Annotated in this window: 26 protein-coding genes; 10 read left to right on the top strand and 16 right to left on the bottom strand. The window is 41.1% G+C overall.

Going from position 1 to position 25,335, the window contains the following annotated elements; translation table 11 throughout:
* Nucleotides 1-43: 43 nt before the first annotated feature.
* From CVT08_RS06245 to CVT08_RS06230, 4 genes are read right to left on the bottom strand one after another with little or no spacing between them, the layout of a single operon-like run.
* Nucleotides 44-1,894, bottom strand: a complete 1,851-nt coding sequence (locus CVT08_RS06245) for a primosomal protein N' (protein WP_107856154.1) — start codon at nt 1,892-1,894, stop codon at nt 44-46.
* Nucleotides 1,894-2,307: a type II secretion system protein gene (locus tag CVT08_RS06240; protein WP_107856153.1), complete on the bottom strand. Its 414-nt coding sequence runs from the start codon at nt 2,305-2,307 to the stop codon at nt 1,894-1,896. The genes CVT08_RS06245 and CVT08_RS06240 overlap by 1 nt, the downstream gene beginning before the upstream one ends.
* The gene (locus CVT08_RS06235) at nt 2,304-2,540 is read right to left on the bottom strand and encodes a hypothetical protein (protein ID WP_009293636.1); all 237 of its coding nucleotides are present in this window, start codon (nt 2,538-2,540) and stop codon (nt 2,304-2,306) included. The genes CVT08_RS06240 and CVT08_RS06235 overlap by 4 nt, the downstream gene beginning before the upstream one ends.
* A 23-nt stretch (nt 2,541-2,563) precedes the next feature.
* The gene (locus CVT08_RS06230; RefSeq protein ID WP_002940382.1) at nt 2,564-2,797 is read right to left on the bottom strand and encodes a hypothetical protein; all 234 of its coding nucleotides are present in this window, start codon (nt 2,795-2,797) and stop codon (nt 2,564-2,566) included.
* A 125-nt stretch (nt 2,798-2,922) separates the two neighbouring features.
* On the opposite strand from CVT08_RS06230, the gene uvrB reads away from it, so the two are divergent.
* Entirely contained in the window at nt 2,923-4,899 is a 1,977-nt protein-coding gene (uvrB, locus tag CVT08_RS06225) for an excinuclease ABC subunit UvrB (RefSeq protein WP_107856152.1), read from the top strand.
* A gap of 377 nt (nt 4,900-5,276) precedes the next feature.
* Here uvrB and CVT08_RS06220 read toward each other — a convergent pair whose 3' ends face one another.
* Together CVT08_RS06220 and CVT08_RS06215 are read right to left on the bottom strand one after the other, a co-directional pair.
* Nucleotides 5,277-6,437 (bottom strand): MFS transporter, encoded by a 1,161-nt coding sequence (locus tag CVT08_RS06220; protein ID WP_107856151.1) that lies wholly within the window; start codon nt 6,435-6,437, stop codon nt 5,277-5,279.
* Complete coding sequence (locus CVT08_RS06215; RefSeq protein WP_107856150.1) at nt 6,438-8,981, bottom strand: tryptophanyl-tRNA synthetase; 2,544 nt, start codon at nt 8,979-8,981, stop codon at nt 6,438-6,440.
* 168 nt (nt 8,982-9,149) lie between these two features.
* Here CVT08_RS06215 and groES point away from each other — a divergent pair, with 168 nt between their 5' ends.
* From groES to CVT08_RS06200, 3 genes are all read left to right on the top strand, one after another.
* Entirely contained in the window at nt 9,150-9,410 is a 261-nt protein-coding gene (groES, locus tag CVT08_RS06210; RefSeq protein ID WP_009293641.1) for a co-chaperone GroES, read from the top strand.
* 17 nt (nt 9,411-9,427) lie between these two features.
* On the top strand, nt 9,428-11,062 hold the full coding sequence (groL, locus tag CVT08_RS06205) for a chaperonin GroEL (protein ID WP_107856149.1): 1,635 nt from the start codon (nt 9,428-9,430) through the stop codon (nt 11,060-11,062).
* Between the two features lie 130 nt (nt 11,063-11,192).
* On the top strand, nt 11,193-12,560 hold the full coding sequence (locus CVT08_RS06200; RefSeq protein WP_107856148.1) for a phosphomannomutase/phosphoglucomutase: 1,368 nt from the start codon (nt 11,193-11,195) through the stop codon (nt 12,558-12,560).
* A 67-nt stretch (nt 12,561-12,627) separates the two neighbouring features.
* Here CVT08_RS06200 and CVT08_RS06195 read toward each other — a convergent pair whose 3' ends face one another.
* The 5 genes from CVT08_RS06195 to CVT08_RS06175 all read right to left on the bottom strand — a co-directional run bounded on the left by CVT08_RS06195 (nt 12,628) and on the right by CVT08_RS06175 (nt 15,959).
* On the bottom strand, nt 12,628-12,942 hold the full coding sequence (locus CVT08_RS06195; RefSeq protein WP_035142669.1) for a TfoX/Sxy family protein: 315 nt from the start codon (nt 12,940-12,942) through the stop codon (nt 12,628-12,630).
* A 20-nt stretch (nt 12,943-12,962) separates the two neighbouring features.
* Nucleotides 12,963-13,820 (bottom strand): cysteine ABC transporter substrate-binding protein, encoded by an 858-nt coding sequence (locus tag CVT08_RS06190; protein ID WP_107856147.1) that lies wholly within the window; start codon nt 13,818-13,820, stop codon nt 12,963-12,965.
* A gap of 91 nt (nt 13,821-13,911) precedes the next feature.
* Nucleotides 13,912-14,649, bottom strand: a complete 738-nt coding sequence (locus CVT08_RS06185) for an amino acid ABC transporter ATP-binding protein (protein WP_107856146.1) — start codon at nt 14,647-14,649, stop codon at nt 13,912-13,914.
* Between the two features lies 1 nt (nt 14,650).
* Complete coding sequence (locus CVT08_RS06180) at nt 14,651-15,319, bottom strand: amino acid ABC transporter permease (protein WP_009293647.1); 669 nt, start codon at nt 15,317-15,319, stop codon at nt 14,651-14,653.
* Nucleotides 15,306-15,959 carry an amino acid ABC transporter permease gene (locus CVT08_RS06175; protein ID WP_107714821.1) on the bottom strand — a complete coding sequence of 218 codons (654 nt, stop codon included), beginning with the start codon at nt 15,957-15,959 and terminating at the stop codon, nt 15,306-15,308. Before CVT08_RS06175 ends, CVT08_RS06180 begins: the two co-directional genes overlap by 14 nt.
* Nucleotides 15,960-16,068: 109 nt before the next feature.
* On the opposite strand from CVT08_RS06175, the gene CVT08_RS06170 reads away from it, so the two are divergent.
* The 4 genes from CVT08_RS06170 to CVT08_RS06155 are packed head-to-tail and all read left to right on the top strand — an operon-like array spanning nt 16,069 to nt 19,082.
* Nucleotides 16,069-16,314 carry a CBU_0592 family membrane protein gene (locus tag CVT08_RS06170; RefSeq protein ID WP_103639513.1) on the top strand — a complete coding sequence of 82 codons (246 nt, stop codon included), beginning with the start codon at nt 16,069-16,071 and terminating at the stop codon, nt 16,312-16,314.
* Nucleotides 16,311-17,279, top strand: a complete 969-nt coding sequence (locus tag CVT08_RS06165) for an agmatine deiminase family protein (RefSeq protein WP_107856145.1) — start codon at nt 16,311-16,313, stop codon at nt 17,277-17,279. The genes CVT08_RS06170 and CVT08_RS06165 overlap by 4 nt, the downstream gene beginning before the upstream one ends.
* A 2-nt stretch (nt 17,280-17,281) precedes the next feature.
* Complete coding sequence (locus CVT08_RS06160) at nt 17,282-18,208, top strand: cation diffusion facilitator family transporter (RefSeq protein WP_107856144.1); 927 nt, start codon at nt 17,282-17,284, stop codon at nt 18,206-18,208.
* A gap of 1 nt (nt 18,209) precedes the next feature.
* Nucleotides 18,210-19,082 (top strand): carbon-nitrogen hydrolase, encoded by an 873-nt coding sequence (locus CVT08_RS06155; RefSeq protein WP_107856143.1) that lies wholly within the window; start codon nt 18,210-18,212, stop codon nt 19,080-19,082.
* A 26-nt stretch (nt 19,083-19,108) separates the two neighbouring features.
* Here CVT08_RS06155 and CVT08_RS06150 read toward each other — a convergent pair whose 3' ends face one another.
* The 4 genes from CVT08_RS06150 to CVT08_RS06135 all read right to left on the bottom strand — a co-directional run bounded on the left by CVT08_RS06150 (nt 19,109) and on the right by CVT08_RS06135 (nt 21,016).
* The gene (locus tag CVT08_RS06150) at nt 19,109-19,720 is read right to left on the bottom strand and encodes a phosphate ABC transporter ATP-binding protein (RefSeq protein WP_107856142.1); all 612 of its coding nucleotides are present in this window, start codon (nt 19,718-19,720) and stop codon (nt 19,109-19,111) included.
* 161 nt (nt 19,721-19,881) lie between these two features.
* On the bottom strand, nt 19,882-20,037 hold the full coding sequence (locus CVT08_RS06145; protein ID WP_180995817.1) for a hypothetical protein: 156 nt from the start codon (nt 20,035-20,037) through the stop codon (nt 19,882-19,884).
* Between the two features lie 184 nt (nt 20,038-20,221).
* Nucleotides 20,222-20,458, bottom strand: coding sequence for a hypothetical protein (locus tag CVT08_RS06140; RefSeq protein WP_103599591.1), 237 nt, complete (start codon nt 20,456-20,458; stop codon nt 20,222-20,224).
* Between the two features lie 258 nt (nt 20,459-20,716).
* Nucleotides 20,717-21,016 (bottom strand): DUF883 family protein, encoded by a 300-nt coding sequence (locus tag CVT08_RS06135; protein ID WP_107856141.1) that lies wholly within the window; start codon nt 21,014-21,016, stop codon nt 20,717-20,719.
* Nucleotides 21,017-21,613: 597 nt separating this feature from the next.
* On the opposite strand from CVT08_RS06135, the gene CVT08_RS06130 reads away from it, so the two are divergent.
* Complete coding sequence (locus CVT08_RS06130) at nt 21,614-22,555, top strand: TAXI family TRAP transporter solute-binding subunit (RefSeq protein WP_103599594.1); 942 nt, start codon at nt 21,614-21,616, stop codon at nt 22,553-22,555.
* A gap of 89 nt (nt 22,556-22,644) precedes the next feature.
* On the top strand, nt 22,645-24,711 hold the full coding sequence (locus tag CVT08_RS06125; protein ID WP_107856140.1) for a TRAP transporter permease: 2,067 nt from the start codon (nt 22,645-22,647) through the stop codon (nt 24,709-24,711).
* A 94-nt stretch (nt 24,712-24,805) separates the two neighbouring features.
* On the opposite strand, the gene CVT08_RS06120 is transcribed toward CVT08_RS06125, so the two are convergent.
* A complete protein-coding gene (locus CVT08_RS06120) occupies nt 24,806-25,291 on the bottom strand; it encodes a tetratricopeptide repeat protein (protein ID WP_021089341.1) in 486 nt (161 codons plus the stop codon).
* Nucleotides 25,292-25,335: the final 44 nt, after the last annotated feature.

Genomic DNA, 25,335 nt, shown 5'->3' with positions numbered 1-25,335 from the left:
CGTTAAATTTTTTGATGAGATTATAATCAACATTAGCTAATCTCTAACTAAAATTCACTGGATCTATATCGATGTCGCTAAGTTCGCTTTTGCAGAGGTTTGCCGCTTTTAAAAGCATGGCGTGTGAGTTTGAGCGAAGCAGAATTTCATATCTAAATTTGCCGCCAAGATATTCGATCTGGCATTTGCCATATCCCACGATCTCTAGTTCATCGCCTTTTAGTGACTCTAGCCTTTGCGCAAATTCGTTCATTGTACCCTTTGCCATGCTCTCATCTTTGTGCGAAACGACCACGCGAAGCAGCCTAGTAAATGGCGGATACAGTCCCTCTCGGTAGCCGATCTCCTCCTTTAAAAACGCGTCGTAGTCGCTGATATAACTTTCAAAAAACTCCCTTTGTTTGCTTTGGATGATGACCCTGCCAGCTCCGTTTCTACCAGCTCTTCCAGCTACTTGCATGGCAAGGGCGAGTGTCCGCTCTCTAGCTCTAAAATCAGGAAAATTTAAAAGCTCGTCAAAGCCCATGATGACGGCTAGCTCGACGTTGTGATAATCATGCCCCTTGCTTAACATCTGCGTGCCAAGCAGGATGTCTATCTTGCCATCGTTAAATTCTTTCAAGGCCTTTACGAGCTTATTTTGCGTCGTGATCTCATCCCTGTCAAATTTAGCGATCCTAGCGTTTGCAAACTCGGCTTGCAGCCTCTCAAGAAGCTCGCTCGTGCCGATCTTTTTAGCCTCTATCATCTCGCTGCCGCACTGATGGCAGGTCTTTGGCACGGCCATTTTGTGCTCGCAGTATTGGCACTTTAGCACGTTTTGTTTTTTATAGTAGCTCATGCCGATGCTACAAAACGGACACTTTACCGTCTCGCCGCAGTTTTTGCAGACAAGATATTTGAAATTTGCCCTTGTTGGCAGGCAGATGACGGCTTGTTTTTTGTTTTCAAGCGTCTTTGCGATCTGCTCTTTTAAAATTTCGCTTATGCCAGTCTCGCTCTCGTCAAATATATAGCTCTTTTGCGACGCAAAATATGTCCCCTTTAGGCGAAAATGCTCCTGCTTGTAAAAGCTAGTAAGGCTTGGCGTGGCGCTTCCAAGTACCACTTGTAGGTCAAATTTGCTAGTTAGATAAAGCGCTAGGTCTCTTGCGTTGTAGTGGGGCTTTGAGCCTGTGTTTTTGTAGCTATCGTCGTGCTCTTCGTCGATGATGATGAGTTTTAGCCGCTCAAGTGGCAAAAATAGGGCAGACCTAGCTCCTGCTATTAGCCTTGCTTTGCCACTTTTAATCTCCTTTAAAATTTGCTCTTTTTTCTTTGGCGTGATCTTTGAGTGCCACACAGCCACAGCCTCGCCAAAGAAGCTCTCTAGGCGCTTTTGCATCTGCGGTGTTAGTGAAATTTCAGGCATCAAAAATAGCGCTTGGCCGCCTGCCTTTAAAATTTCTCTAATCTTTGCTATATAAATTTCGCTTTTGCCACTTCCCGTGTCGCCAAAGATGAGCGAGCTTTTTCGTTCGTTTATAAAATTTAGCGCTTCAAGCTGCTTTTGACTTAAATTTGGCGCTTTAAAGTCGGTTGCGCCACTATAAATTTCATCATCTATAAGGCTTTGTGGCTCAAATAAATTTATAGCAACGCCAAGCTCGCAGGTGTAGTAGTAGGCGATAAATTTGGCTAAAGTTACTTGGATGTCGTTTAGCTTAATGGGTAAAATTTCATCAATGAGAGTTGTTTTAAAGCTTGGCTCATCCACTTCGCGCAGGATAAAGCCAACTAGGCTTTTGCCTCTAAGTTTTGCAGTGACGGCGCGAAATGGCGCAATATCTAGCTCGCTTTTATATGTGAGCGCAGCTAAATTTACCCCGCTAAATACGACCTCGTAGTATCTCATCACTCAAGAGCGCTGCAAAGTCCGTCGCTGCTCGTGCAGTCAAATTCGCCAGTTGCGTTTTTGTAAGTGAAATTTGCTGTTTGTCCGTCTAGTTTGAAGGTATAAGTTGTTGCTCCAGTTTTATGCCAGCCGTTTTTTGTGCCGCTGTCTTTTACAGGCACGCTCACAACGTTTTGAAAAAGGTTGCTTCCTGGGCTCTCAAGCGTATCTGGATACTTTGGAGTGCCTTTTAGGACGCTATCATTGTATTTTAGCGAGATGCCACTTTTTATGGCGGCTATTTGTGCTCTTGCGTTTGCGACTATGGCGTCGCCTCTAGTAAAGAAAAGCTTTGGTATCGCAACAGCGCTTAAAATGCCAAGTATGACGATGACAAATATAATTTCTATTAGGGTAAAAGCTCTTTTTTTCATTTATTTTCCGGTTTTAGTATCTCTTCTATCTCTTTTGTGACGTCCTTTACGACGCGCAAATTTGTGTAGCTCTCGTAGCTCTTTTCGACAAAGGCGTTTATAAGCTCACGAGGCTCGATAAATTTCTTTCCCCCCATAAATTTCTGCCAGTCACGCTCAAAAACTTCAGCAAAATCATCATCAAGCGTTATCGTGTAGTCGCGAGATGATACGGTGAGCGTGATCTGTTTCATCTTTTATGCCAAAAATGCCTAGCTTATCTACCAAGGACAGCTTCGATCTTTTTCATTACATCATCAGCTTCGCTATTTTTCTTATCTAGGTCCTCTTCTAAGCGCATGATCTGGTTGGTTTTTGCCTCATTTTGTGCTTTTAATGTTACGATCTCGTTACGTAGCTCTTCATTTACTCTGCAAACTTCATCGTATTTTGTGATGAGGTCATTTACTTTATCGCTTAGTGTGGTTAAGATCGCATTATCTTCAAACATAAAGGTTCCTTTAAAATAATAATTAATGCCGTATTCTAACACGCAGAGGCTAAATTCTTTTTAAAATTCTCATTTGACAAAACACTATCTTTGCTATAAAATTCGCCCAAATTTAAAGGCGATCAATGAGTAAATTTGAAATTTCATCTAAATTTAGCCCAAGCAGTGACCAAGCAAGAGCGATAAGAGAGATAGTAAAAAGTATAAAATCAGGCAACAAATACCAAACTCTTCTAGGCGTGACAGGGTCTGGCAAGACTTTTACCATGGCAAACGTCATACGCGAGCTAAATATGCCAACGCTTATAATGACGCATAACAAATCCTTAGCCGCTCAGCTTTATAGCGAATTTAAGGGCTTTTTCCCAAAAAATCATGTCGAGTACTTCATAAGCTACTACGACTACTACCAGCCAGAGGCCTACATCCCAAGAAGCGACCTATATATAGAAAAGGATAGCTCGGTAAATGAGGAGCTTGAGCGCCTGCGCCTCTCTGCGACGGCTAGCTTGCTAAGCTTTGACGACGTCGTCTGCGTCGCCTCAGTCTCCGCAAACTACGGACTTGGTAATCCAAGCGAGTATAAAGGGATGGTGGCATATCTTAGCGTGGGTGAGAAGATAAGCCAAAGAAAGCTTTTAGAGCAGCTTGTGGATATGGGCTACAAGCGCAATGACAACTACTTTGACAGGGGCGACTTTCGTGTAAATGGCGATGTGGTGGATATTTACCCAGCTTATTACAACGACGAAGCGCTAAGGGTCGAGTTTTTCGGCGATGAGATCGATGCGATGTATCATTTTGACGTGCTTGATAACAAAAGGCTAAAGGATATCTCTAAATTTACGCTTTATGCCACCAGCCAGTTTATCGTGGGCGCTGATAGGCTAAAGATCGCGATGAAAGAGATTGAAGAGGAGCTTGATGCGCGTTTAAAAGAATTTAACGAGCAGGGCAAGCTTGTTGAGGCGCAGAGACTAAAGCAAAGGGTGGAGTTTGACCTTGAGATGATGGCGAGCACTGGCATGTGTAAAGGTATCGAAAACTACGCGCGACATCTGACTGGTCAAAAGGCTGGAGAGACGCCGTACTCGATGTTTGACTATTTTGAGATAAGTGGCGAGGACTATCTGGTCATCGTCGATGAGAGCCACGTGAGTTTGCCGCAGTTTAGGGGCATGTACGCAGGCGATAGGAGCCGTAAAGAGGTGCTTGTGGAGTATGGATTTCGCTTGCCTTCAGCACTTGATAATAGGCCGCTTAAATTTGACGAATTTATAAGTAAAAAGGCGAAATTTCTCTTTGTCTCAGCCACGCCAAACGAATACGAGCTTGGTATCAGTCAGGGGCACGTCTATGAGCAAATTTTGCGTCCTACGGGGCTACTAGATCCGATCATCGAGATAAAAGATAGTGACAACCAGGTTGAAGCGCTATTTGACGAGGCAAAGACGGTCATCGCCAGAAATGAGCGTGTGCTAGTTACGGTGCTAACTAAAAAGATGGCTGAAGAGCTAAGTCGCTACTACATCGAGCTTGGCGTCAAGGTCAAGTATATGCACTCAGACATCGACGCGATCGAGCGAAATGAGATCATTAGAGGGCTTAGAAGCGGCGAATTTGACATGCTAATAGGCATCAATTTGCTCCGTGAGGGGCTTGACCTGCCTGAAGTGAGCCTAATAGCGATCATGGACGCCGATAAAGAGGGTTTTTTGCGCTCGACAACAAGCCTTATACAGACGATGGGGCGTGCGGCCAGAAACGTAAATGGCAAGGTGCTAATGTTTGCCAAAAAGATCACCAAATCAATGAAAGAGGCGATCGATACGACGACTGCTAGGCGTAAATTTCAAGATGAATACAACAAAGCTCACGGCATCACGCCGCACTCTGCCAGCAGAAATATCGAAGAGAGCCTGCACGTTGAGGATGACGGCGAAATTTACAATCGTGGTAAAAATTTAGAGAAGATGCCTGCTAGCGAGCGGGCTGCGATAGTAAAAGAGCTAAGAAAGCAGATGCTTGAAGCGGCGGCGCAGCTGGAGTTTGAGAAGGCGGCGGCATTACGTGACGAGATAGCAAAGATGAGAAAGCTCTAAAAGACAAGCCCTTTTTGTTTTATACTGCGTTGGATATCGCTTCAAACTTCGGTCACGTATGATATATACGCTCCCTTGTTTTTGCTCATCCGCCTTGTCTGAAACAAAAATTTTCTTGTCTTTATGGATTAAAGTTACTAGATGGGCTAGATTTTATTATTTTATTTTGCCAAATTTTAAACCGCGCAACATTTAAATCTATCACAAAACACTGCTTCTTTTGAGCCCATTCATATCGTAAAATTTCGCATCATCTCATCGTAGCGAAGTCAAAAAAGAGGGGGTGGTGAGATTTCTTGTTTGATGAGAGATGACGGCAGAGTGGTACTTGGTGGAAAGGCCGTGTTTTACGTTGTTAGCAAGCTATTTTTATAAATTTAGATCTTGCTTACCGGCTTTAAAAAATAGCTTGACACCGCGCAGATGAGCGAAACTGCGGCGATAAAGTAAAATGAGTGTGTTAGGCTAAAGATGTCAGCGATCTTTCCGATGACCGTTGCGAATATACCGCCGATAGTGATGCTAAGCCCAAGCGTTACGCCAGAGGCTAGGCCGATCTGATTTGGCAGATAAAGCTGTGCAAGGGCGATAGATGGGCTAAAAGATAGGCTAATGCAGGCGCTCACGCAGATGGAGGCCACGAGAAATAGCGCGTAGCTGTCGATAAAGAGCATTAGCACGACTAGCGGTGCGGCTATGCTTAGGCTTATTTTGATGAGCCTAACTAGGCCGTATCTATCTGCTAGAGCTCCGCCAAATAGCGTAGAGATCGCGCCTGCAGCAAAAAACATACTTAAATTTACATTTGCAGCCTCTTTGCTAAGGCCAAAAATTTTGATGAGGTAGATGCTAAAAAATGCCGAAAATCCAAATGCGACGATCGAGCGTGAAAATATACACAGACAAAGCCTCAAAAATGCGTCCAGATCGTCTTTTAGAGCGCTTGTTTTTTGTGAAATTTGCTTTTTGTGATTGCCTTCGAGCGTTTTTATAAATTTGCCCTTTTTAAGGTATAAAAGTGTTAGCAAAATTTGAGGGATGATGAAAACTAGCGTCCCTTTTAGACCAAAATTTCCCACAAAAACGGCGACTAAAATTGGACCAACTGCAAAGCCTACGTTGCCACCAAATGAAAATATGCTTATGCTTTTGGCTCTATTTTTGGCGTTTGAGGCGTAGTTTACGATCCTTGCGGCACTTGGGTGAAAGAGCGCAGCGCCGATACCGCTTATCATCACACAAACTAAGATGAGGTAGTAGTTTGTGATAAAGCCAGTGAGACTCATGCCCCCGCCTGCCAAAAGTAGCCCAAGCGGGATGACGTATGGTAGCTCTTTTTTGTCGCTTAAGCGGCCGATCAGCGGTTGGATGAGAGAGCTTGCTAAATTTGTGGCTGTCACGAGCGAGGCGGCTGTAGCGTAGTCGTAGTGGTAGCTTGCGATGAAAAAGGGTAGCATCGCACCAAGGGCACTTTGGTTTATGTCGCTACAAAAGTGCCCAAGCCCCATTAGATACTTTAAATTTTCCGCCTTTTTCATCTAAAATAGCCCTTTTAAAAGACCCTTTAAATTTTGCTTTTCGCCGTTTGTGCTTTCATCATCTTTACCAAGCTTTTTATCTAAAAATCTACCTATCTCTTTTTTGACCTTATTTTCAAGATATTGCGATCTGACGTCGTATTTTAGATTATCTGTCGTGCCTGAGATTTTCACGTTTAGGTCAGTCTTTTCTAGCCTGCAAACAAGCGGCGCATTAAGCATTTTTGTCGCGGTATTGTAAGTGCCGCCTGTAACCTTTATGTCGCTCTTTGGCGAGCTTAAATTTACGTTAAAAATGACGTTGTCACCCTTTATATCGCCGTAAATTTTGCCGTCTTTGTAAATTTCTTTTGTGATGTCTTTGCCGGTGAAGGTTTTTATGTTGTTTGTGAGATTTGTGCTGGCTAGGTGACCCTCTTTTAGCAAGATGTCAAATTTGCCGAGCCTTTGCTTTGTTTCGTAGTCAAATTTAGCATCGCCGTTGCCGTCATAAAGATGTTCTAACCCCAAAGTCTGTGTTAGGCCCTTGACTTCGAAGTTTTTTAGCACCGCATCAAGCGTACCACCTTTGTAGTTTGCCTCGAGTTTGCCCTTAAATAGATCATCTGAAGTGGCTTTTACGCTTAGGTCATCCACTTTGCCTTCTGCCGTTACGAGGGCTGCAAATTTACCGTGAAGCTCGCGACCAGCTAAAAATGCAAGCTTATTTAGCTCTGAAACCACCGCTTGAAGCTTTAAGTTTAGCGTGCTTTTGCCCGTATCAAAACTGCCATCTATGCCCTTTATATCAGCTAGCGAGCTAAGAAAATCGCCACTAAATTTCGCTACGTCGCCTTTGTAGTCTAGGCTTAAATTTGAGCTAAATTTCTCATTTTCAGGGAATTTTTTATCAAGCATTTTGCTAAGTGCTGCGGCGTTAAATTTACCCTCATTTAAAGCGATTGTTGTAGCGATACTTGGGCTTTTACTAAAGATATTTTGCCCTTTTGCCTGGACATTTGCCTTGGCGTTTGCTAGTCTATCGTTGCCGCTAAGCGCTAGGATCTCTCCTAACTGCGCCTCTTTTAGGCTAAAATCAAAATTTTCATTTTTTATGGTGGCGTTTAGCTTGCCAGCAAAGGCATCACCGCCTAAATTTAGCTCATCTATCTTGCTTGCTTTAACCTTCACATCGCCCGTAAGCGCCATCTTTGAGCCAACCTCAAAGCCACTAACCGCTTTAAATTTCTCAGGGTCGTTAATGAGCAGGGCAAATTTGCTAAAAATTTGGCTGTTTTTTAGGTCAAAAACGCCCTTTACATCCTTTAGCTCGCCAAGGTCACTAAGCACATTTGCGTCAAAATTTACAAGCTCGTCCTTTGCGACAGCACCACCTTTTAGCTTAAATTTAGCCGCATTTTTAAGCTTTGCAAGTTCTTTATTTATAAGGCCATTTTTTATCTCAAATTTAGCCTCGCCCGCAAGCTTTTTTAGCTCGTCAAAGCCACTAAAATTTGCATTTAAATTTATCTGCCCGTCTGCGTAGCTAGGCTGCAAGGCAAGCGCTAGAAGCTCTTTTAGCTTGATGCTAGCCGCATTTAGGGCTAAGTTTTTGCTATCAAAATTTGCATTTATCTTGCCGCCAAGGCCGTTTATCTCAGCTTTTAAGTTTTTAAGGGCATTTTCTTGCATTGTAATTTCGCCGTTTGCATCCACTGCGCCACTTAGCTGCTCGCCTAAGAGCTTGCCAAAAAGGGCAAGATCAGGCACATTTAGCGAAAAGTCACTCTTTAAATTTTTACTAGCTAGATCATAGGTCGTCTCGTTTGCTTTTAAAGTGGCTTCAGGTGCGATGATGAGGGTTTTTGCGCTCACTTTTTCATTTGCAAATTTAGCATTTACGCCGCCTTTAAAGTTTATATCTTTTGCTAAATTTAGCCCAAATTCATTTTTAAGAATTTCTTTGTTTATCGCTGCGTCGCTTGCTAAAATTTGAGCGTTTATGATGGGCTCATTTTTCTCATCAACTCCTTGCATATTGCTCGTTAGATCAAGCTTGCCGCTAGCTAAATTTGGCTTTTTAGCAAGAGCTGATATCTCAGAAAGCTCGATATTTTTAGCGTCAAGATTTAGAGCTTTTGGCAGGTAGTCTTTTAAATTTGCGTTTAAATTTATGTTTGAACCAAGCGCCGTGCCAGTTGCTGTTAGCTTGAAGTCGCTAAATTTACCAGCCACGTTTGCTTTAAGCGCGACGTCCTTTTTTAGACCAAGCTCGATAGCCTTTGCCTTGTCGGCGTTTATATCTATGTTTAAGCTCATACTTTGAGCAAGCAAGGATAGATCGCCATTTGCCTTTAAATTTATGGCATTCATCACGGTCGCCTCTAAATTTAAGGTGCTAAGACCAAGATTAAACTCTTTAAATTTGACATCGATACCACGAGCGAGTGCCTCTTTTTCTATTTTGCTGGCTATAAATTTGTTGCCAAAAGAGCTAAAGATAAAGCCAAAAATGCAAGCTACTATGAGCACAAGCGCGCCAACTATGTAAGCTACTTTTTTCATAAAATTCCTTTATATTAGTTTTACATATCATAAAACTTTAGTCACTTAGACTAAAGTTTTTAATAAAATTCACTATAAATTATTGACTTTTTCAGAAAAAAATGCTAGCATTTCATCACTCAAAAATAAAGAGTGCTAAAAAAGACAATTAAACTAAAAGGATGAACAATGAACTTTCAACCATTAGGCAAGCGTGTCCTAGTCGAACGCGTAGAAGAGACAAAGACGACAGCTTCGGGCATAATTATACCTGATAACGCAAAAGAAAAACCTTTAAGCGGCGAGGTAAAAGCAGTTGGTGCTGAAGCTGAGGGCGTAAAAGTTGGCGAAAAAGTTGTATTTGCTAAATACGCTGGCACTGAGGTAAATTTAGATGATAAAACATATCTTGTTTTAAACATCGACGACATTTTGGGCGTGATTAAATAATTTAAAAAGGAAAGACAATGGCAAAAGAAATTTTTTACTCTGATGATGCAAGAAACCGCCTATACGAGGGCGTAAAAAAACTAAATGACGCTGTAAAAGTGACAATGGGACCAAGAGGCAGAAATGTCCTTATCCAAAAGAGCTTTGGCGCTCCAAACATCACAAAAGACGGCGTTAGCGTGGCTAAAGAAGTTGAGCTAAAAGATACTATCGAAAACATGGGTGCAAGCCTAGTTAGAGAAGTAGCAAGCAAGACAAACGACCAAGCAGGTGACGGCACTACAACAGCGACTGTGCTAGCTCACGCGATATTTAAAGAGGGTCTTAGAAACGTAACTGCTGGTGCAAATCCTATCGAAGTAAAACGTGGTATGGATAAAGAAGTAGCAGCTCTTATAGATGCACTAAAAAACATCTCTAAAAAAGTTTCTGGCTCAAAAGAGATCGCTCAGATCGCTACTATCTCTGCAAACTCAGACGAGAGCATCGGCAAGCTTATCGCTGATGCGATGGAGAAAGTCGGCAAAGATGGCGTCATAACAGTAGAAGAGGCAAAGTCTATCCAAGACGAGCTAAGCGTAGTTGAGGGTATGCAGTTTGACCGCGGATATCTAAGCCCATACTTCATCACAAACCCTGAAAAGATGCAAGTTGAGCTAAGCAATCCATTTATATTGCTATTTGACAAGAAGATCACAAATCTAAAAGACCTGCTTCCAGTGCTTGAGCAAGTACAAAAGAGTGGCAAACCACTTCTAATCATCGCTGAGGATATCGAGGGTGAGGCGCTTGCAACGCTTGTTGTAAATAAACTTCGTGGCGTGCTAAACATCTCAGCTGTAAAAGCTCCTGGTTTTGGCGACAGAAGAAAAGCAATGCTTGAAGATATCGCTATTTTAACAGGTGGTGAAGTTATCAGCGAAGAGCTAGGCAGAACACTTGAGAGTGCCACTATAAACGACCTTGGACAAGCTTCAAGCGTAGTTATCGACAAAGATAACACAACTATCGTAAATGGTGCAGGCGAGAAGTCAGCAATAGACGCTAGAATAACTCAAATCAAAGCACAAATCGCTGAGACTACAAGCGACTACGACAAAGAAAAACTTCAAGAGCGCCTTGCAAAACTAAGCGGCGGCGTGGCAGTTATCAAAGTAGGTGCTGCGACTGAGACTGAGATGAAAGAGAAAAAAGACCGCGTAGATGACGCTCTAAGCGCTACTCGCGCAGCTGTTGAAGAGGGTATCGTTGTGGGTGGTGGCTCAGCACTTATCCTTGCTTCAAAGAGTGTTAAGCTAAATTTAGAAGGCGACGAGGCAATCGGTGCTGAGATCGTTAGAAGAGCGCTTCGTGCTCCACTTCGCCAGATCGCTGAGAACGCTGGATTTGACGCTGGCGTAGTAGCAAACGCAGTTGAAACAAGCAAAGATGCAAATTTTGGCTTTAACGCTGCAACTGGCGAATATGTAAATATGTTTGAAGCTGGTATCATCGACCCAGTAAAAGTTGAGAGAGTTGCGCTTCAAAACGCTGTTAGCGTAGCTAGCTTGCTACTAACAACTGAAGCAACTATCAGCGAGATAAAAGAAGAAAAAGCAATGCCTGCAATGCCTGACATGGGCGGAATGGGTGGCATGGGCGGCATGATGTAGCAGCCTTTTTCGAGCTAGAGCCTTTTCTAGCTCGAATTTAAATTTTAACCTCACTAAATTTATAAAATTATTTACTCCTTTTTAAATTTATTCTTGTATTATTTTTGCATTCTTTTAGGGAGAATTTACAATGAAGTATGATGAAATTTTTAGAGAATACGACATCCGCGGCATTTATGAAAAGGACTTGACAGAGGACAGCGTCAAGGCTATAGGACTTGCTTTGGGTAAGAAATTTAACGAATTTGGCGTGAAAACTTTAAGCGTTGGTTTTGATGCAAGGCTAAGTGCTAGCACGCTTTTTAGGTATCTGCTAAGCGGTCTAAACAAGGCTGGTGGCTTTAAAATTTATAACATCGGCTTGCTACCAACTCCTGTTGGCTATTTTAGCGTTTATGCTGATTATTTTGACGCAAATATCATGATCACAGGCTCTCACAATCCAAAAGATTATAACGGCTTTAAGATTACTATCAAAAAAGATAGTTTTTTTGGCAAAGATCTGCAAATTTTAAAAGATAAAGTCAATGAAATAATCGCCTCAAATTTAGAGATCGCAGACAATGAGAGCTGTGAGAAATTTAACATCTTAGAAAAATACGTTGAGTTTTTTGTAAAAGAATTTAGCGAGCTTAAAAATTTCAAAAAGCCTTTTGTCATAGACTGCGCAAATGGCACTGTTGGCGTGAGCTTGGTGCCTATCGTCAAGGCACTTGGGCTAAATGCGAAAATTTTATATGAAGATCCAGACGGAAATTTCCCAAATCACCACCCAGACCCAAGCGAAAAAGAGAATTTAAAAGAGATATTTTCACTCATCGAAAAAAAAGAATTTGACCTTGGATTTGGCTTTGACGGAGATGGTGACAGGATCGCCGTGATAACTCCAAAAAGAGATATAAAAGGCGATGAGCTAGCCTATCTTTATGCGCTAAATATGAAACATCCAAAGGTGCTTGGCGAGGTAAAATGCTCACAAAATATGTATGATGAGATCGCAAAAATCGGCGAAGTTTTCATGGGTAAGACCGGACACAGTAATATAAAAAAGATGATGAAAGAGCTAAACGTAGATCTCGCGGCCGAAGTTAGCGGTCATATCTTCTTTAAAGAGCGCTATTTTGGCTTTGACGATGCGCTTTATGCGATGATGAGGGTGCTTGAGCTAGTTCATAAGGGCTTTGATCTTGACGGCGAGCTTGATAAGATGCCGCTTGTCTTTAGCACCGATGAGATCAAGATAAAGACGACTGACGAGGCTAAATTTAAGATAGTAGCCAAGCTAAAAGAGTGCGTGAAAAATGAAGGCTGCGACCTGCCAAAGATAAAAAATATCATAGACATTGATGGTATTAGAATTCAGTTTGAAAATGGCTGGGCACTGGTGCGTGCGTCAAATACAACGCCAGTTATCGTCACTAGATTTGAGGCAAAGAGCAAGGAATTTCTTGCAGAGATCGAGCAAAAAGTGACAAATTTACTAAAGAGCTTGATGTAGCCAATAAAAGCATTTTGGGTTAAATTTACTCCAAAATGCTTTTCAAATTTTTATTTAAACATCCAACTTATCTGGCTTTTGCTGGTTTCTTTTCGGGCAGTTCCGCATACATGCCGCGCAACAATTCTCCAATCAAATTCGCATCCTCAAATTTCTCGAATACATGCATTAACGTCTTTGAGCCATTATAAGGATAACGTAGTTCTGAGTCTGCAAGAAGTCTGTCCGATGTCGGCGTTCTCTTTAAAAACAGTTCATTATTACAAATGTCACCTATCAGTTTACCGTTAAAATATACAAGGTATCCACCCATCATGGATTTTATGACAATATCGCCGAATTCAGAAAATCTATCGCGAACATATTCATTAAATTCATTCACTATGATCACTCACTTTGAATTTAGAGTTTGCCGCCTTCGACGACTAGAGATTCAGGATTGACGCTGTCACCATATATCGGTTTTAGCGTTGCGTCATAGTCTTTGTGGAAGAAATTTTCTTTTCCAAGCTCGATGATCTCGTTGTTTAGCCACTCAAGCAAGGCTTTGTTGCCCTTTTTGACAGCTGGAGCTATCACATCCACATCCCCAAGCGCTTCAACACCTACGACAAAGCCAGGAGTCTCCTTCGCCCAGGCAAAAAGTAGGGCATTATCATGCGCTAGAGCCGCACCCCTTTTATCAACCAAAGCCGCGAAAGTTTCGGTGTTTTGATCATATTTTAAAAGCTTGATATCAGGATAATTTTTCGTAAAAAATGCGTCCGCGGTTGTGCCTTTATTGACGATTAGTGTTTTATCTTTTAGCTCATCAACGCTCTTTATCACAGCGCCCTCTGGGCTAACGATGCCAAGTGAGACCTTCATATATGGAAGCGCAAAATCAACAACTTGCGCGCGCTCAGGCGTTTTTGTGAAATTTGCAAGCGTGATATCGACCTTGTCAGCTGTGAGCACTTCAACCCTGCCAGCAGCCTCGACTAGCTCAAATTTTACCTTGCTCTCATCGCCAAGCAAGTCTTTTGCGATGCGTTTTGCAAAATAGATGTCATAGCCTTGGTTTTTGCCGTCTTTATCGACGTAGCCAAATGGCGGTTTGTCGCTGAAAACGCCTATCCTTACATATCCACGCTCTTTGATCTTTGCAATAGCGTCAGCTTGATTTGAAGCGGCCGATTTGTCCGCACCTTTGTCATCACCACAACCCGTTAGAAAGACGGTAGCGACTAATGCTAATAAGAAAAATTTAAATTTTCTCACTCTTTCTCCTTTAGAAATTTTAGTAAATAAGAGCGATCAAATCTCGCTCTAAACGCATTTTGAAAAAACGGCAAATTATCTCTTATTTTTTCTAAAACGAGAATAAATTTAGAAATTTCTTCGCGCGATCGCTCTTTGGATTAGTAAAAAACTCCTCTGGCTCGCTTATCTCCACGATCGCTCCAGCGTCCATAAATACGATCTTATTTGCAACCGCTCTTGCAAAGCTCATCTCGTGGGTGACTATTAACATCGTCATGCCATCTTTGGCTAAATTTAGTATCACATCAAGCACTTCTCTAACGATCTCTGGATCAAGTGCAGCCGTAACCTCGTCAAATAGCATGATCTCAGGGTTTAAGCAAAGGCTTCTAACGATTGCTATGCGCTGCTTTTGACCGCCGCTTAGCTCCTTTGGATAGGCAAATTTCTTATCAAGTAGCCCAACCTTGCTTAACCACATATCAGCCGTTTTTTCAGCCTCGGCTCTATCTCTTTTTTGCACCTTCAAAGGCCCAAGAAGGACGTTATCTATGACGTTCATGTGATCAAATAGCTCGTAGCTTTGAAAGACCATGCCGACCTTTTGGCGGATACTTTGCCACTCTTTAAATTTAGCGTCTATCGCTTCGCCGTCTATGATGATCTCGCCACTTACTATGCTCTCAAGGCCGTTTATGCATCTAAGAGTTGTGCTCTTGCCACAGCCCGATGGTCCAAGAAGCACGACCACTTCGCCACTTTTAACCTCCAAGCTTATATCCTTTAAGGCGTGAAGCTCTCCATAAAATTTGTTTATTTTTTTAAGTTCTAAGATATTTTCGCTCATTTTAGCTCCATTTTTCTTCTAGTTTTTTCGATAGTTTTGAGACTGGATAGCAGATCGCAAAATATAAAAAGAATATGAGCGTGTATATCCAAAATGGCGCCATAGGATTTGTAAATACATTTCGCTCGATGATCTGCTGACCGACCTTGACCACCTCTACAACGCCGATTAGCACGACGATAGAGGTCGTTTTTATCATACGACTTAGTAAATTTACAGCTCCAGGCACCAGCCTTCTAGTAGCAAGCGGGATGATGACGTAAAAGTAAATTTGAAATTTACTAAGTCCAAGTGAGGCAGCTGACTCAAACTGGTGCTTTGGTATCGAGGTGATCGCTCCTCGCACGATATCCATCATCTCAAAAACACCCCAAAGGCTAAAGACGATGAGTGAGGCGGTAAATGCTGAGATGTGGATATCAAAAGCCTTGCTAACGCCAAAATAAAATAAAAATAACCAGACGATCTGAGGCATGATGCGCACGATCTCGAGACAAATTTTTAAAACAAAATAGATAAATTTGTTTTTCATACTCATCAAAACGCCAAGTATGAGTCCGCCGATGACGGAGATGATGATAGAGATGAGTGAAATTTCAGTGCTTACTACAAGACCTTCAAGCAGTCTTAGTAAATTTTGCGTGTCAAATAATATACTAACTCCTTGCATTTCTCACCCTTTTTTCGACGTAGCTAAGCGCCAGCGAGACTGGCAAGATGATGATGAGGTAGCTAATAACGAGCATAAAAAGCGCCTCATCTGTTTTGTAGTAAAGTCCGATGAGATCCTTTGCAACATAGACTAGATCGGCAAGCGCTACGATGCTAACGATGCTTGTCTCTTTTAGTAAAAATATGACGTTTGCGCTGATACTTGGAAGCGCCACGCTAAAGGCTTGTGGCAAGATGACATATCTTAGGAGCTGATTTTTACTAAGTGCGATACTAAGACCTGCTTCTATCTGCGACCTTCTAACCGCCTCAAAGCCAAGCCTAAAGCTCTCGCTCATATAGCTACCGCCAAGAAAGCTAAGTCCAGCGACCGCACAGGCAAAGCCACTCATCGACACTCCAAGCTTTGGCAAGCCGTAGTATAAAAAGAAGAGCTGGATAAGAAGCGGTGTGTTTCTTGAAAGCTCAACATAGCAATCAACGAGCTTTGAGAGAAATTTTAGCTTGTAAAATTTCACAGCCATGCAAAAAATGCCTATCAAAATAGAAAAAACGATCCCCAAAAAGGCGATCTGGCAGGTGAGAATCCCAGCCTTTACAAAAAGGGGGTAAAATTTCTCAATAAACTCAAAATCCATAAACTTTAATCCAATCTGAAAAATGGAGTTATTTTATCCCATAATCATAAATTTAAAACTAATTAGATATGATCACGCTTTAAATTTAAGCTTACAAAAAGGATAAAATTTGATCGATCTTTTTCAGATCATCGGCTTTTTAGGGATGATTTGCATCGTGATGGGCTACTTTTTACTCCAGATCGGCCGTCTAAATAACCACGATCTAGCCTACCAGATAATAAATTTAGTAGGTGCGGTGCTGCTTATAATCTCGCTTTTTGTGCATTTTAACCTAGGCTCATTTTTGATAGAGGTCTTTTGGATAATCATTACGATTTATGGAATTTATAAAATTTATAAGGAGAGAGCGTGAGAGCGTATGCAGAGTGGGAGGAGCAGGAGCTTTTGTTTTTATCGCTGCCACATAGTAAGAGCGACTGGGAGCCTTATTTGGAGGAGATTTTGGCGGGCTATGAGGAGCTTGTGGCTGCTGTTACGCCGTTTGAAAAGGTGGTGCTCATCTGCCCTGATGAGGCAAATTTCACTAGATTTAAGAAATTTAAAAATGTAGAGTTTGTCAAGCTTGAGACTGACGATACTTGGATCAGAGACTACGGTATGATCGACGTTTGCACCAAGGACGGCATAAAGAGCTACGACTTTAAATTTAACGCTTGGGGCGGTAAATTTAAGAGTTCAAAAGATGATGCGATAAATTTAGAGCTAGCTAAAATTTACAAAACTAAGCTTGAGCCTGTTGATATGATACTAGAGGGTGGGAGTGTCGAGTTTAACGGAGATGGTGTGCTTTTAACCACCACAAAATGCCTACTAAATGAAAATAGAAACAAAGCACTTAACAAAGAGCAGATCGAAGAAAAACTAAAAAATTTATTTGGACTAAAGCGTATCATCTGGCTTGAAAATGGCTTTATAAGAGGCGATGACACAGATAGCCACATCGACACTTTAGCGCGCTTTATCACGCCTGATACGATAGCTTATGCGAGCTGCGAAGATAGGAGCGATGAGCACTTTGATGAGCTTAAAAGGATGGAAGATGAGCTTAAAAAAACTGGCTTTAAGCTACTTGCTCTGCCACTACCTAAGCCTAAATTTTATGATGGCAAAAGGCTTGGCTGCACCTATGCAAACTTTATCTTTATAAATGGTGCGCTAATCGTGCCAACATATAATGATGAAAACGATGAAAAGGTGCTAAATTTACTTGCCAAGGCGCTGCCAGATAGAAAGATCATCGGTGTAAATTCGCTAGTTTTTGTCCGTCAAAATGGCTCGCTTCACTGCTCAAGCCAAAATAGATACAAGAGGGCTTAAGTTTGGGAAGTCCGTTTGATTATGAGTTTAACAGCATAAATAAGCAGGAGTGCACGCAGAGCGAAAATAAGGCCGTTATCGCAGCTGGAGCATGCGCTTTTTTGCTCGCACTTGTGAAATTTGCAGCAGGGCTTTTTAGCGGCTCAGTCGCTGTGCTTGGTTCGGCGATTGATTCGATGCTTGATTTTATCGTTTCGCTTTTAAATTTATTTGCGCTTAGAAAGTCAAGAAAGCAAGCCGATGAGAGATTTAACTTTGGCTACACAAAGCTAGAGGCGTTAGCAGCGCTATTTGAGTGTGTCATCATCGTGCTGGCTGCTGGATATATATTTTATGAGAGCGTTAAGAAATTTAGTGAGCCAAATTTAGAGATAGACCTTGGCTTAAGCCTTGGTGTGATGGTATTTTCGGTTGTGGTGACGTTATGTTTGGTGCTATTTTTAAACCAAATTTCTAAAAAAAGTGGCAACCTTATCATAAAAGCAGACGCGCTGCACTATAAGATCGACCTTTTTAGCAACCTAGCAGTCATCATCTCGCTGCTTATCATTAAATTTAGCGGATTTGTGATGATAGATGCGATCTTTGGTATCGTGATAAGTGGCTACATCGCTCAAAGCGCCATAAGTCTTGGCAAAGACGCCCTTGGTGTCTTGCTAGATCACGCAGCAAGCCCTGAGGTCACAGCTGAGATCATCAAGATGATAAAGGCAAAGCAGAGGATTTCAGACTTTCACTATCTAAACACAAGGCAGAGCGCAAATACCATATTTTTAACGCTGCACTTGGTTTTTGACAAAGATATCTCGCTTTACGATGCGCACGAGGTGGCCGAATCGCTTGAAGCTGAGATAAGAGAGAAATTTAAGGATTTTTCGTGGCAGATAACCACGCATTTAGACCCATACAACGACAAAGAAGGGAGATGAGATGAAAGTAGCACTACTTCAACAAGAATTTAAAGGGACAAAAGAGGCGACCATCGCAAAGACGCTTGAGCTAATAGCTGAGGCAAAAAAAGGTGGCGCTGATCTCGTGGTCTGCCAAGAGCTGCACCAGACGCAGTACTTTTGCCAAAGCGAGGATACAAATTTCTTTGATCACGCAAACGACTGGCAAGAAGATGTCGCTTTTTGGGGCAGGGTGGCAAAAGAAAACGGCGTAGTTTTGGTTACTTCGCTCTTTGAAAAAAGGGCTGACGGACTTTATCACAACACCGCTTTTGTCTTCGAGCGTGACGGCAGCGTGGCTGGCAAATACCGAAAAATGCACATCCCTGATGACCCTGGATTTTACGAGAAATTTTACTTTACACCTGGCGATATCGGCTTTGAGCCTATTGAAACCAGCCTTGGCAAGCTTGGTCTTTTGGTCTGCTGGGATCAGTGGTATCCAGAGGCAGCAAGGCTCATGGCGCTAAAAGGGGCGAAAATTCTCATCTATCCAACGGCTATTGGCTGGTTTGAGGGCGATAGTGAGGATGAAAAATCAAGACAGCTTGAAGCGTGGGTGGCGGTGCAAAGAGGCCACAGCGTGGCAAATGGCCTGCCAGTGGTCGCAGTAAATCGCGTGGGCTTTGAAAAAGATGATAGTGGCGTGATGGATGGGATTAAGTTTTGGGGAAATAGCTTTGTTTTTGGGCCACAAGGCGAGCAGCTTTTCCGCGCAGATAGCCATAGCGAGCAGTGCAAGATCGTAGAAATTGATATGAAAAGAAGCGAAGAAGTTCGCAGAATTTGGCCATTTTTACGTGACCGCAGGATCGATGCCTATGCAAATATCACAAAGAGGTTTATCGACTAAATTTAGAGCTAGAATTTCTAGCTCTTTTAAAATGCAAATTTCTTATCCACTATGCGGACTATCATGCCGCCAAGCCTTTTTGCTTGCTCTTCGTTGTGTGTGGCGATGATGATCGTATATCTTTGCGACAGGCTTTTTAAAAGCTCCTCTACGATCAAGACATTTTTCATATCAAGCGACGAGCAAGGCTCATCAAGCATGAGCACTTCAGGCTTTGTAGTTAGCATCCTTGCGATGCAAAGTCTTTGCTTTTGACCGCCAGAAAGCTTGCTAGCTGGTATATCTAGGCCATTTATCTCATCTAGTAAATTTACGCTTTTAAGCAGTTCTTCTACTCTTTTTTGCTTATCTTTTATGCTGCCCTCGTAAAATTCCATCGCATAGGTCAAATTTCTTTCTACGCTAAAGGGAAAGAGCGTGGCGTCTTGAAAAAGTATAGCTAGCTTTCTTCTTAGCCAAATTTCGTCTTTGGTTTTGATATTTTCGCCTTTAAATAGTATCTCTCCGCTATATCTGCCGCCCTTTTGCTCCAAAAAGCCATTTAACGCTGAAAGAAAAGTCGATTTGCCGCATCCTGAGCTACCCATTAGGCAGATGATCTCGTTTTGGGCGATGTTTAAATTTAGATATTTTAAAATTTCATTCTCTTGTTGTAATTTTTTGGCTTTTAAAGAAGACTATAAATATGATTCTATAAAAGCAAGATAAAATATAATAGGAAAAATTATATGGGTCGAACTATTGAAGTTCAACCCACTGGATAATGAATTAATATCTACGTTTAAATTAAAAACAAAAATTATTCTGTTTTGTCTTTAACGTAGGTAGCACCTTTGTTAACTTTGTCTTTTGACCATTCTACAGCATTACCTGTATCCTCTTTTGCACCATGCCAAGTATTGGAACAGCCAACCATAAAAAAGGCAGCGCACAACAGTGTTAGAAAATAACGCATATTTACTCCTTTGTTTTTAAGAGATGGCGCTTGGGCAGAATTTGGCAATCTTTTATGCCTTAAACGGTTTTCAAGATCTTCGTTTTCGGCGGCACGGTCATCTCTTGAAATTATATAGCTAATTATATCTAAAATTTATTAATTTTTTTATCAAAAGTAAGAAAAGAGTATAAAAAATTAGTTTTTATAGAAATTTGCTTAAGGTAGGTATTATAAAATTTTTATCTATTATTGATATCAAGGCCTGCTTAATATTGCCTCGACTGATTAGATTGAGTTCTTTTGAAAAGTTTGGCAAAGGGTCATTTAGTAGTAAATTCAGCTTAGCCTCTTCAAGCTTTAGCTTTTTTTTATCTGTGTTTTTGTTCTCTAGCATCGATACTACTGTTCTTAGCTTTTCTTTTGTTATATCACTTTGCACGGAATACCTTGTATATGATAATTGAAGATAAAAAAGCCACAGCAGAGCATGCAAAATACGCCCAAATTTCCCCAATAGTTTTTTCAAGGAGCGTGTGCAGGCCTAGCAAAAAGAATACTAAGCCTATGATGCAAATCACACCCACAATTATATTGAGTACAACTGAATTGGCACTCTTTAAAAAAGAATACCTAATATCGTCAGCTTGAGCATCTATAAGCTCAACCACGGAGACTATAAATTCAGATATGCCCACCATTATTTTTTTAATAACCAGGCAGCTAAAAATCCAACACCTGCAGCAATAGCAATGCTTTTAATCGGATCTTCTTTTATTGCGTCGTTTACGTTCTCTATGCCGTATTTGCCTTTTGATTTTAGATCATCTATGTATTTTTTGATCTCATCGATATTTAGTTGGTCTAAAATTTTATCTTTAGCGGATTCCGCACGCTCTGCACCCATATCTTTGATAGATTTTATAACATCTTTAAAATCTGCTTTCAAAGAATCTAAGTCTTTTTTTAAAGACTCTAAATTTACCTCTTGAGTAGCCATTAGGACTCCTTTATTAATATTGTTTTGAGCTGAAGCTCTCGTATAATTATATATGATGTTACTTAATGGTTAATAAATTTAGCAATTCAAATAATCTCATTGGTGGTATGATGCTATTCTATGTTCCGTTAATAACTAAAAGTCACCATAAGGTATTCCGATATCCTTTCAAAATTCTTAGTGTTATACCTTTAATTATTTTTAATATATTTTATTAAATTACTATGCAAAACTTAGATATTTTATATATGAAAATAGTTTTTAGAGATAATGATTTGTCTGAGCTTTTATATTTTTATTCTACTATGAGAATAAAATATTGGCCGCCTGCCAAGACCTTACAGTAAACTCAATTTGAGTTTACTAAGTAAGTTATTATCGTACATGCTATAAAAATAATATTTGGGCTCTTGTTTTATTAAAATCAAATCGCCCTATAAAGAAATATAAATTTATTCTTAAGAAAATATTTTTTTAAGCCTTGATTGTGTAGAATAGTTGCAACTTTACCAAAATGGCATAAAAATATCATATCAAAAAGATACAAAGCTAAATTTATAGAATAAAATAGCCTTAAATTTTTTGAAAGGATTTTAGATGAAAACTACTTCTTTAGCACTTGCTGGATTGCTTTTGGCAACAACACTTTCAGCAAAAGAATTTATCAGTATCGGCACTGGTGGCATGACAGGCACGTACTATCCGATAGGTGGAGCGATCTGCCGCTTGGCAAATAAAAATACAGACGTAAAATGCTCTGTTCAATCAACTGGCGGCTCTGTTTATAACGTAAATAACGTCCTTAAAAAAGAGCTTACTTTTGGCTTTGTTCAAAGTGACGTCGTCTATGATAAATATAATGGCACTGGCAAATTTGACGGAGCAAAAGATGAAAATTTACGCTCAGTAGTAGCTATCTATCCTGAGCTTCTTGCATTTGTTGTAGCAAAAGATAGCGGCCTAACAAGTGATATCCAGTCTTTTGCAGGTAAAAAATACAACGTAGGCAACCCAGGTAGCGGCAACGAAGTGAGCACGCTTGAAGTCTTTAAAGCAAAAGGCTTTGACGTTTCAAAACTAGGATACCGCGGCGTTTTAACAGTTGGCGAATGCCCACACGCACTAAAAGATAAAAAGATAGATGGTTATAGCTTTGTTGTTGGTCACCCAACTGCAAACATCACTGATGCAGCGACATCTTTGCCTATTGATATCCTAAATATCGAAGGCAGCGAGATCGATAATCTTCTTAAAGAAAAACCATACTTTGCAAAAGGTGTGATCCCAAAAGGCTCATATGACGGCGTCGATCACGACGTAAATACTATCGGCGTAAAAGCTGTTTTGGTAACTAATAAAGACACAAAAGATGAGGCTGTAAAAGCTGTGATAAAAGCTATTTTAGACAACTTTGATGAGTATAAAACTCTTCACCCAGCACTAAAATCAGTCAATAAAGAAGATCTCGTCCAAGGTCTTTCAGCTCCGCTTCACCCAGCTGCAGAGGCTGCATTTAAAGAGGCTGGTATCTTAAAATAACTCAAATTTCCAGAGGCTCTTGCCTCTGGATAAAATTTAAATATGCAAATTTCTTCTAAATTTATATATTTAAATTTTAAAGGAGAGAGATGAACGAAGTCAAAGACAACGAAGAACAATTTGTCGAGGTAAAAACAAGGGAGATAAATAGCAATTTTTACAACTATTTCATTGCGATTGTATGCTTTTCTTGGTCAGTTTTTCAGCTTTATATAGCTTATTTTCCGCTAAATACCAACATTTCACGCTCAGTGCACCTAGCTTTTGCGGTTGGGCTTGTATTTTTGCTCTATCCAGTCACTTTTCATAAAAAGGCTCACTCAAGTTTGCCATTTTACGACCTAGTTTTTTGCGTTGTAGGCGTTGTTGCCGTGCTTTATCCAGCGGTTTATTTTTACGAGCTAGCTGATAGGACAGGGGACTACATCACTCAAGATATCGTCATATCGTTTTTGGCGATCATCGTCTTACTTGAGGCTGGCAGACGTGTCATGGGACCAGCACTTCCTATCATTTGTATATTATTTTTGATATATGATCACTTTGGTCCTTATATGCCAGACATCATCGCTCATCAAGGCGCTAGCTTTGAAAAGATCGCAGGACACATGTTTTTGACGACTGAGGGCGTCTTTGGCGTGCCTATCGGCGTTAGTGTTAGCTTTATCTACCTTTTTGTTCTTTTTGGCTCATTGCTTGAGCGGGCAGGCGCTGGACAATACTTTATAAATTTAGCCTTCTCACTTCTTGGCAAATATAGAGGTGGTCCAGCCAAAGCTTCAGTCATCGCAAGTGGCCTAACTGGCATGGTCTCAGGTAGCTCAACAGCAAACGTCGTAACCGTTGGTACATTTACCATACCGCTTATGAAAAAAGCTGGTCTTTCACGCACAAAAGCTGGAGCCATCGAGGTTGCAGCTGGCGTAAATGGACAGCTTATGCCTCCTATCATGGGTGCGGCTGCTTTTATCATCGCTGAGTTTTTAGGTATGACATATACAAATGTCATGATGGCAGCGGTTATCCCAGCATTTGCTTGTTATTTGTCACTATTTTTCATCGTGCATCTAGAGAGTGTTAAACTTGGACTAAAAGGCATAAATCAGAGCGAATTTCACTCAAGATTTAAAATTTTTGTAAGTGGCCTTCACTATATAACGCCGATTTTGATATTGCTTTACACGCTTTTAATCGCAAAAGAGTCAGCCATAGCCGCTGCGTTTAATGCGATAGGATTTTTATTTTTGATAATGATCTTTCAAGAGCCAACTAAAAAGCTAGCTTCAGGCGAAAAAGTAGGGCTAAGCGACGTGCTTCTTGGCTTTGAGGATATATTTTGGGCGATGGTCGCAGCCGCAAAGAGCATGACCACAATAGCCATCGCAACCGCGCTTGCTGGCATCATTGTGGGCTCTATCTCGCTTACTGGCCTTGGTCAGGTGCTCTCTGATCTAGTCGAGCTTTTAGCAGGCGATAACATCATGATGATCCTAGTTTTAACAGCTCTTATGTCGCTTATCCTTGGCATGGGTCTTCCAACGACAGCAAACTACATCGTCGTATCAAGCCTTGTTGCGCCAGTCATCTTGTTTTTAGCGCATAAAAATGGCTTTTTGATCCCTGCTATCGCCGTGCATCTTTTTGTATTTTACTTTGGAATTTTGGCCGATGATACGCCACCAGTTGGCATCGCAGCCTACGCAGCAGCGGGCATCGCTAAAGCAAATCCAATAACCGTTGGCGTTCAAGGGTTCTTTTACGATCTAAGAACGGCGATCTTGCCATTTGCCTTTTTCTTTAACAACAAACTTATGCTAATTGATAGCATAAACACGAGCGATCCGCTTGACTCAAAAGGGATAGTCTGGATGAGCAATCCACTTGAAATTTTGCTCGTCTTTGGCATGGCGATCGTGGGCATGTTTGCCTTTTCTAGCTTGCTTCAAGGATACTACGTCACAAAGCTTAGGATTTGGGAGAGGGCGTTACTTATCCCAGTCGTGCCTCTAGCTCTTGTGCCAAACATCTGCGTGAAATTTGGACTAATGCCAAACGAATACACAGCCTACATCGTAGCAGCAGCTCTTTATGGTTTTGTCTTTATGACTCAGTGGGGCATAAAAGATAAACCGCTCGATCAAATAAGAGCGATTTAACATTAGGCAAGAGCTCTCTTGCCTAAACTTTTAAATTTATTTATTTCTAGTGATTTTGTAAAAAGCGAGAATTTAGGCTTATAAAGCCTAAAGATCAAAGTTGTTTTGAGCGTTTTAGATCACCTGCAAACTCGCAAGACATCTTGTCCTTTAGTTTGCAGCCTTTTTCTAAGAAGGTGTAAGCCTCTTTAAATTTCTTAGCTTCTATTAGTATCGAGCCTATCATGCCACAAGAGTAGCCGTCATTTTGCTCGCAAGCTTTGTTAAAAAGCTCTCTTGCTTTTTGTGGATCATTATCTAGATAAATTCCACCAGCTGCTGAACAACCCTCTTTTTCGCCACCTTGGCAAGCTTTGTTGTAAAACTCTAACGCTTTGTTGCTATCTGGCACGTCAGTTTTGCCAACCTGGTATATCGCACCTGCTATTACGCATGATCTTGCGTCATTTGCCGCGCAACCTGCTTCAAATTTAGACAAAGCCTCAGTGAAATTTGAGTCAGCATAAGCTTTCAAACCATCTTCAAAGTCGCCTGCTAGAGCGCAAGCTGCAAGAAGCGAGATAAAAATCATTTTTTTCATTTAAATTTCCTTTTGTAAAGTAATATGCCATTTTAACATATTAA

Source organism: Campylobacter concisus (assembly GCF_003048835.2).
In the GTDB taxonomy this organism is placed as follows: domain Bacteria; phylum Campylobacterota; class Campylobacteria; order Campylobacterales; family Campylobacteraceae; genus Campylobacter_A; species Campylobacter_A concisus_D.
The sequence above is the reverse complement of the archived record's forward strand: the minus strand, read 5'-3'. Positions and strand labels throughout refer to the sequence as shown.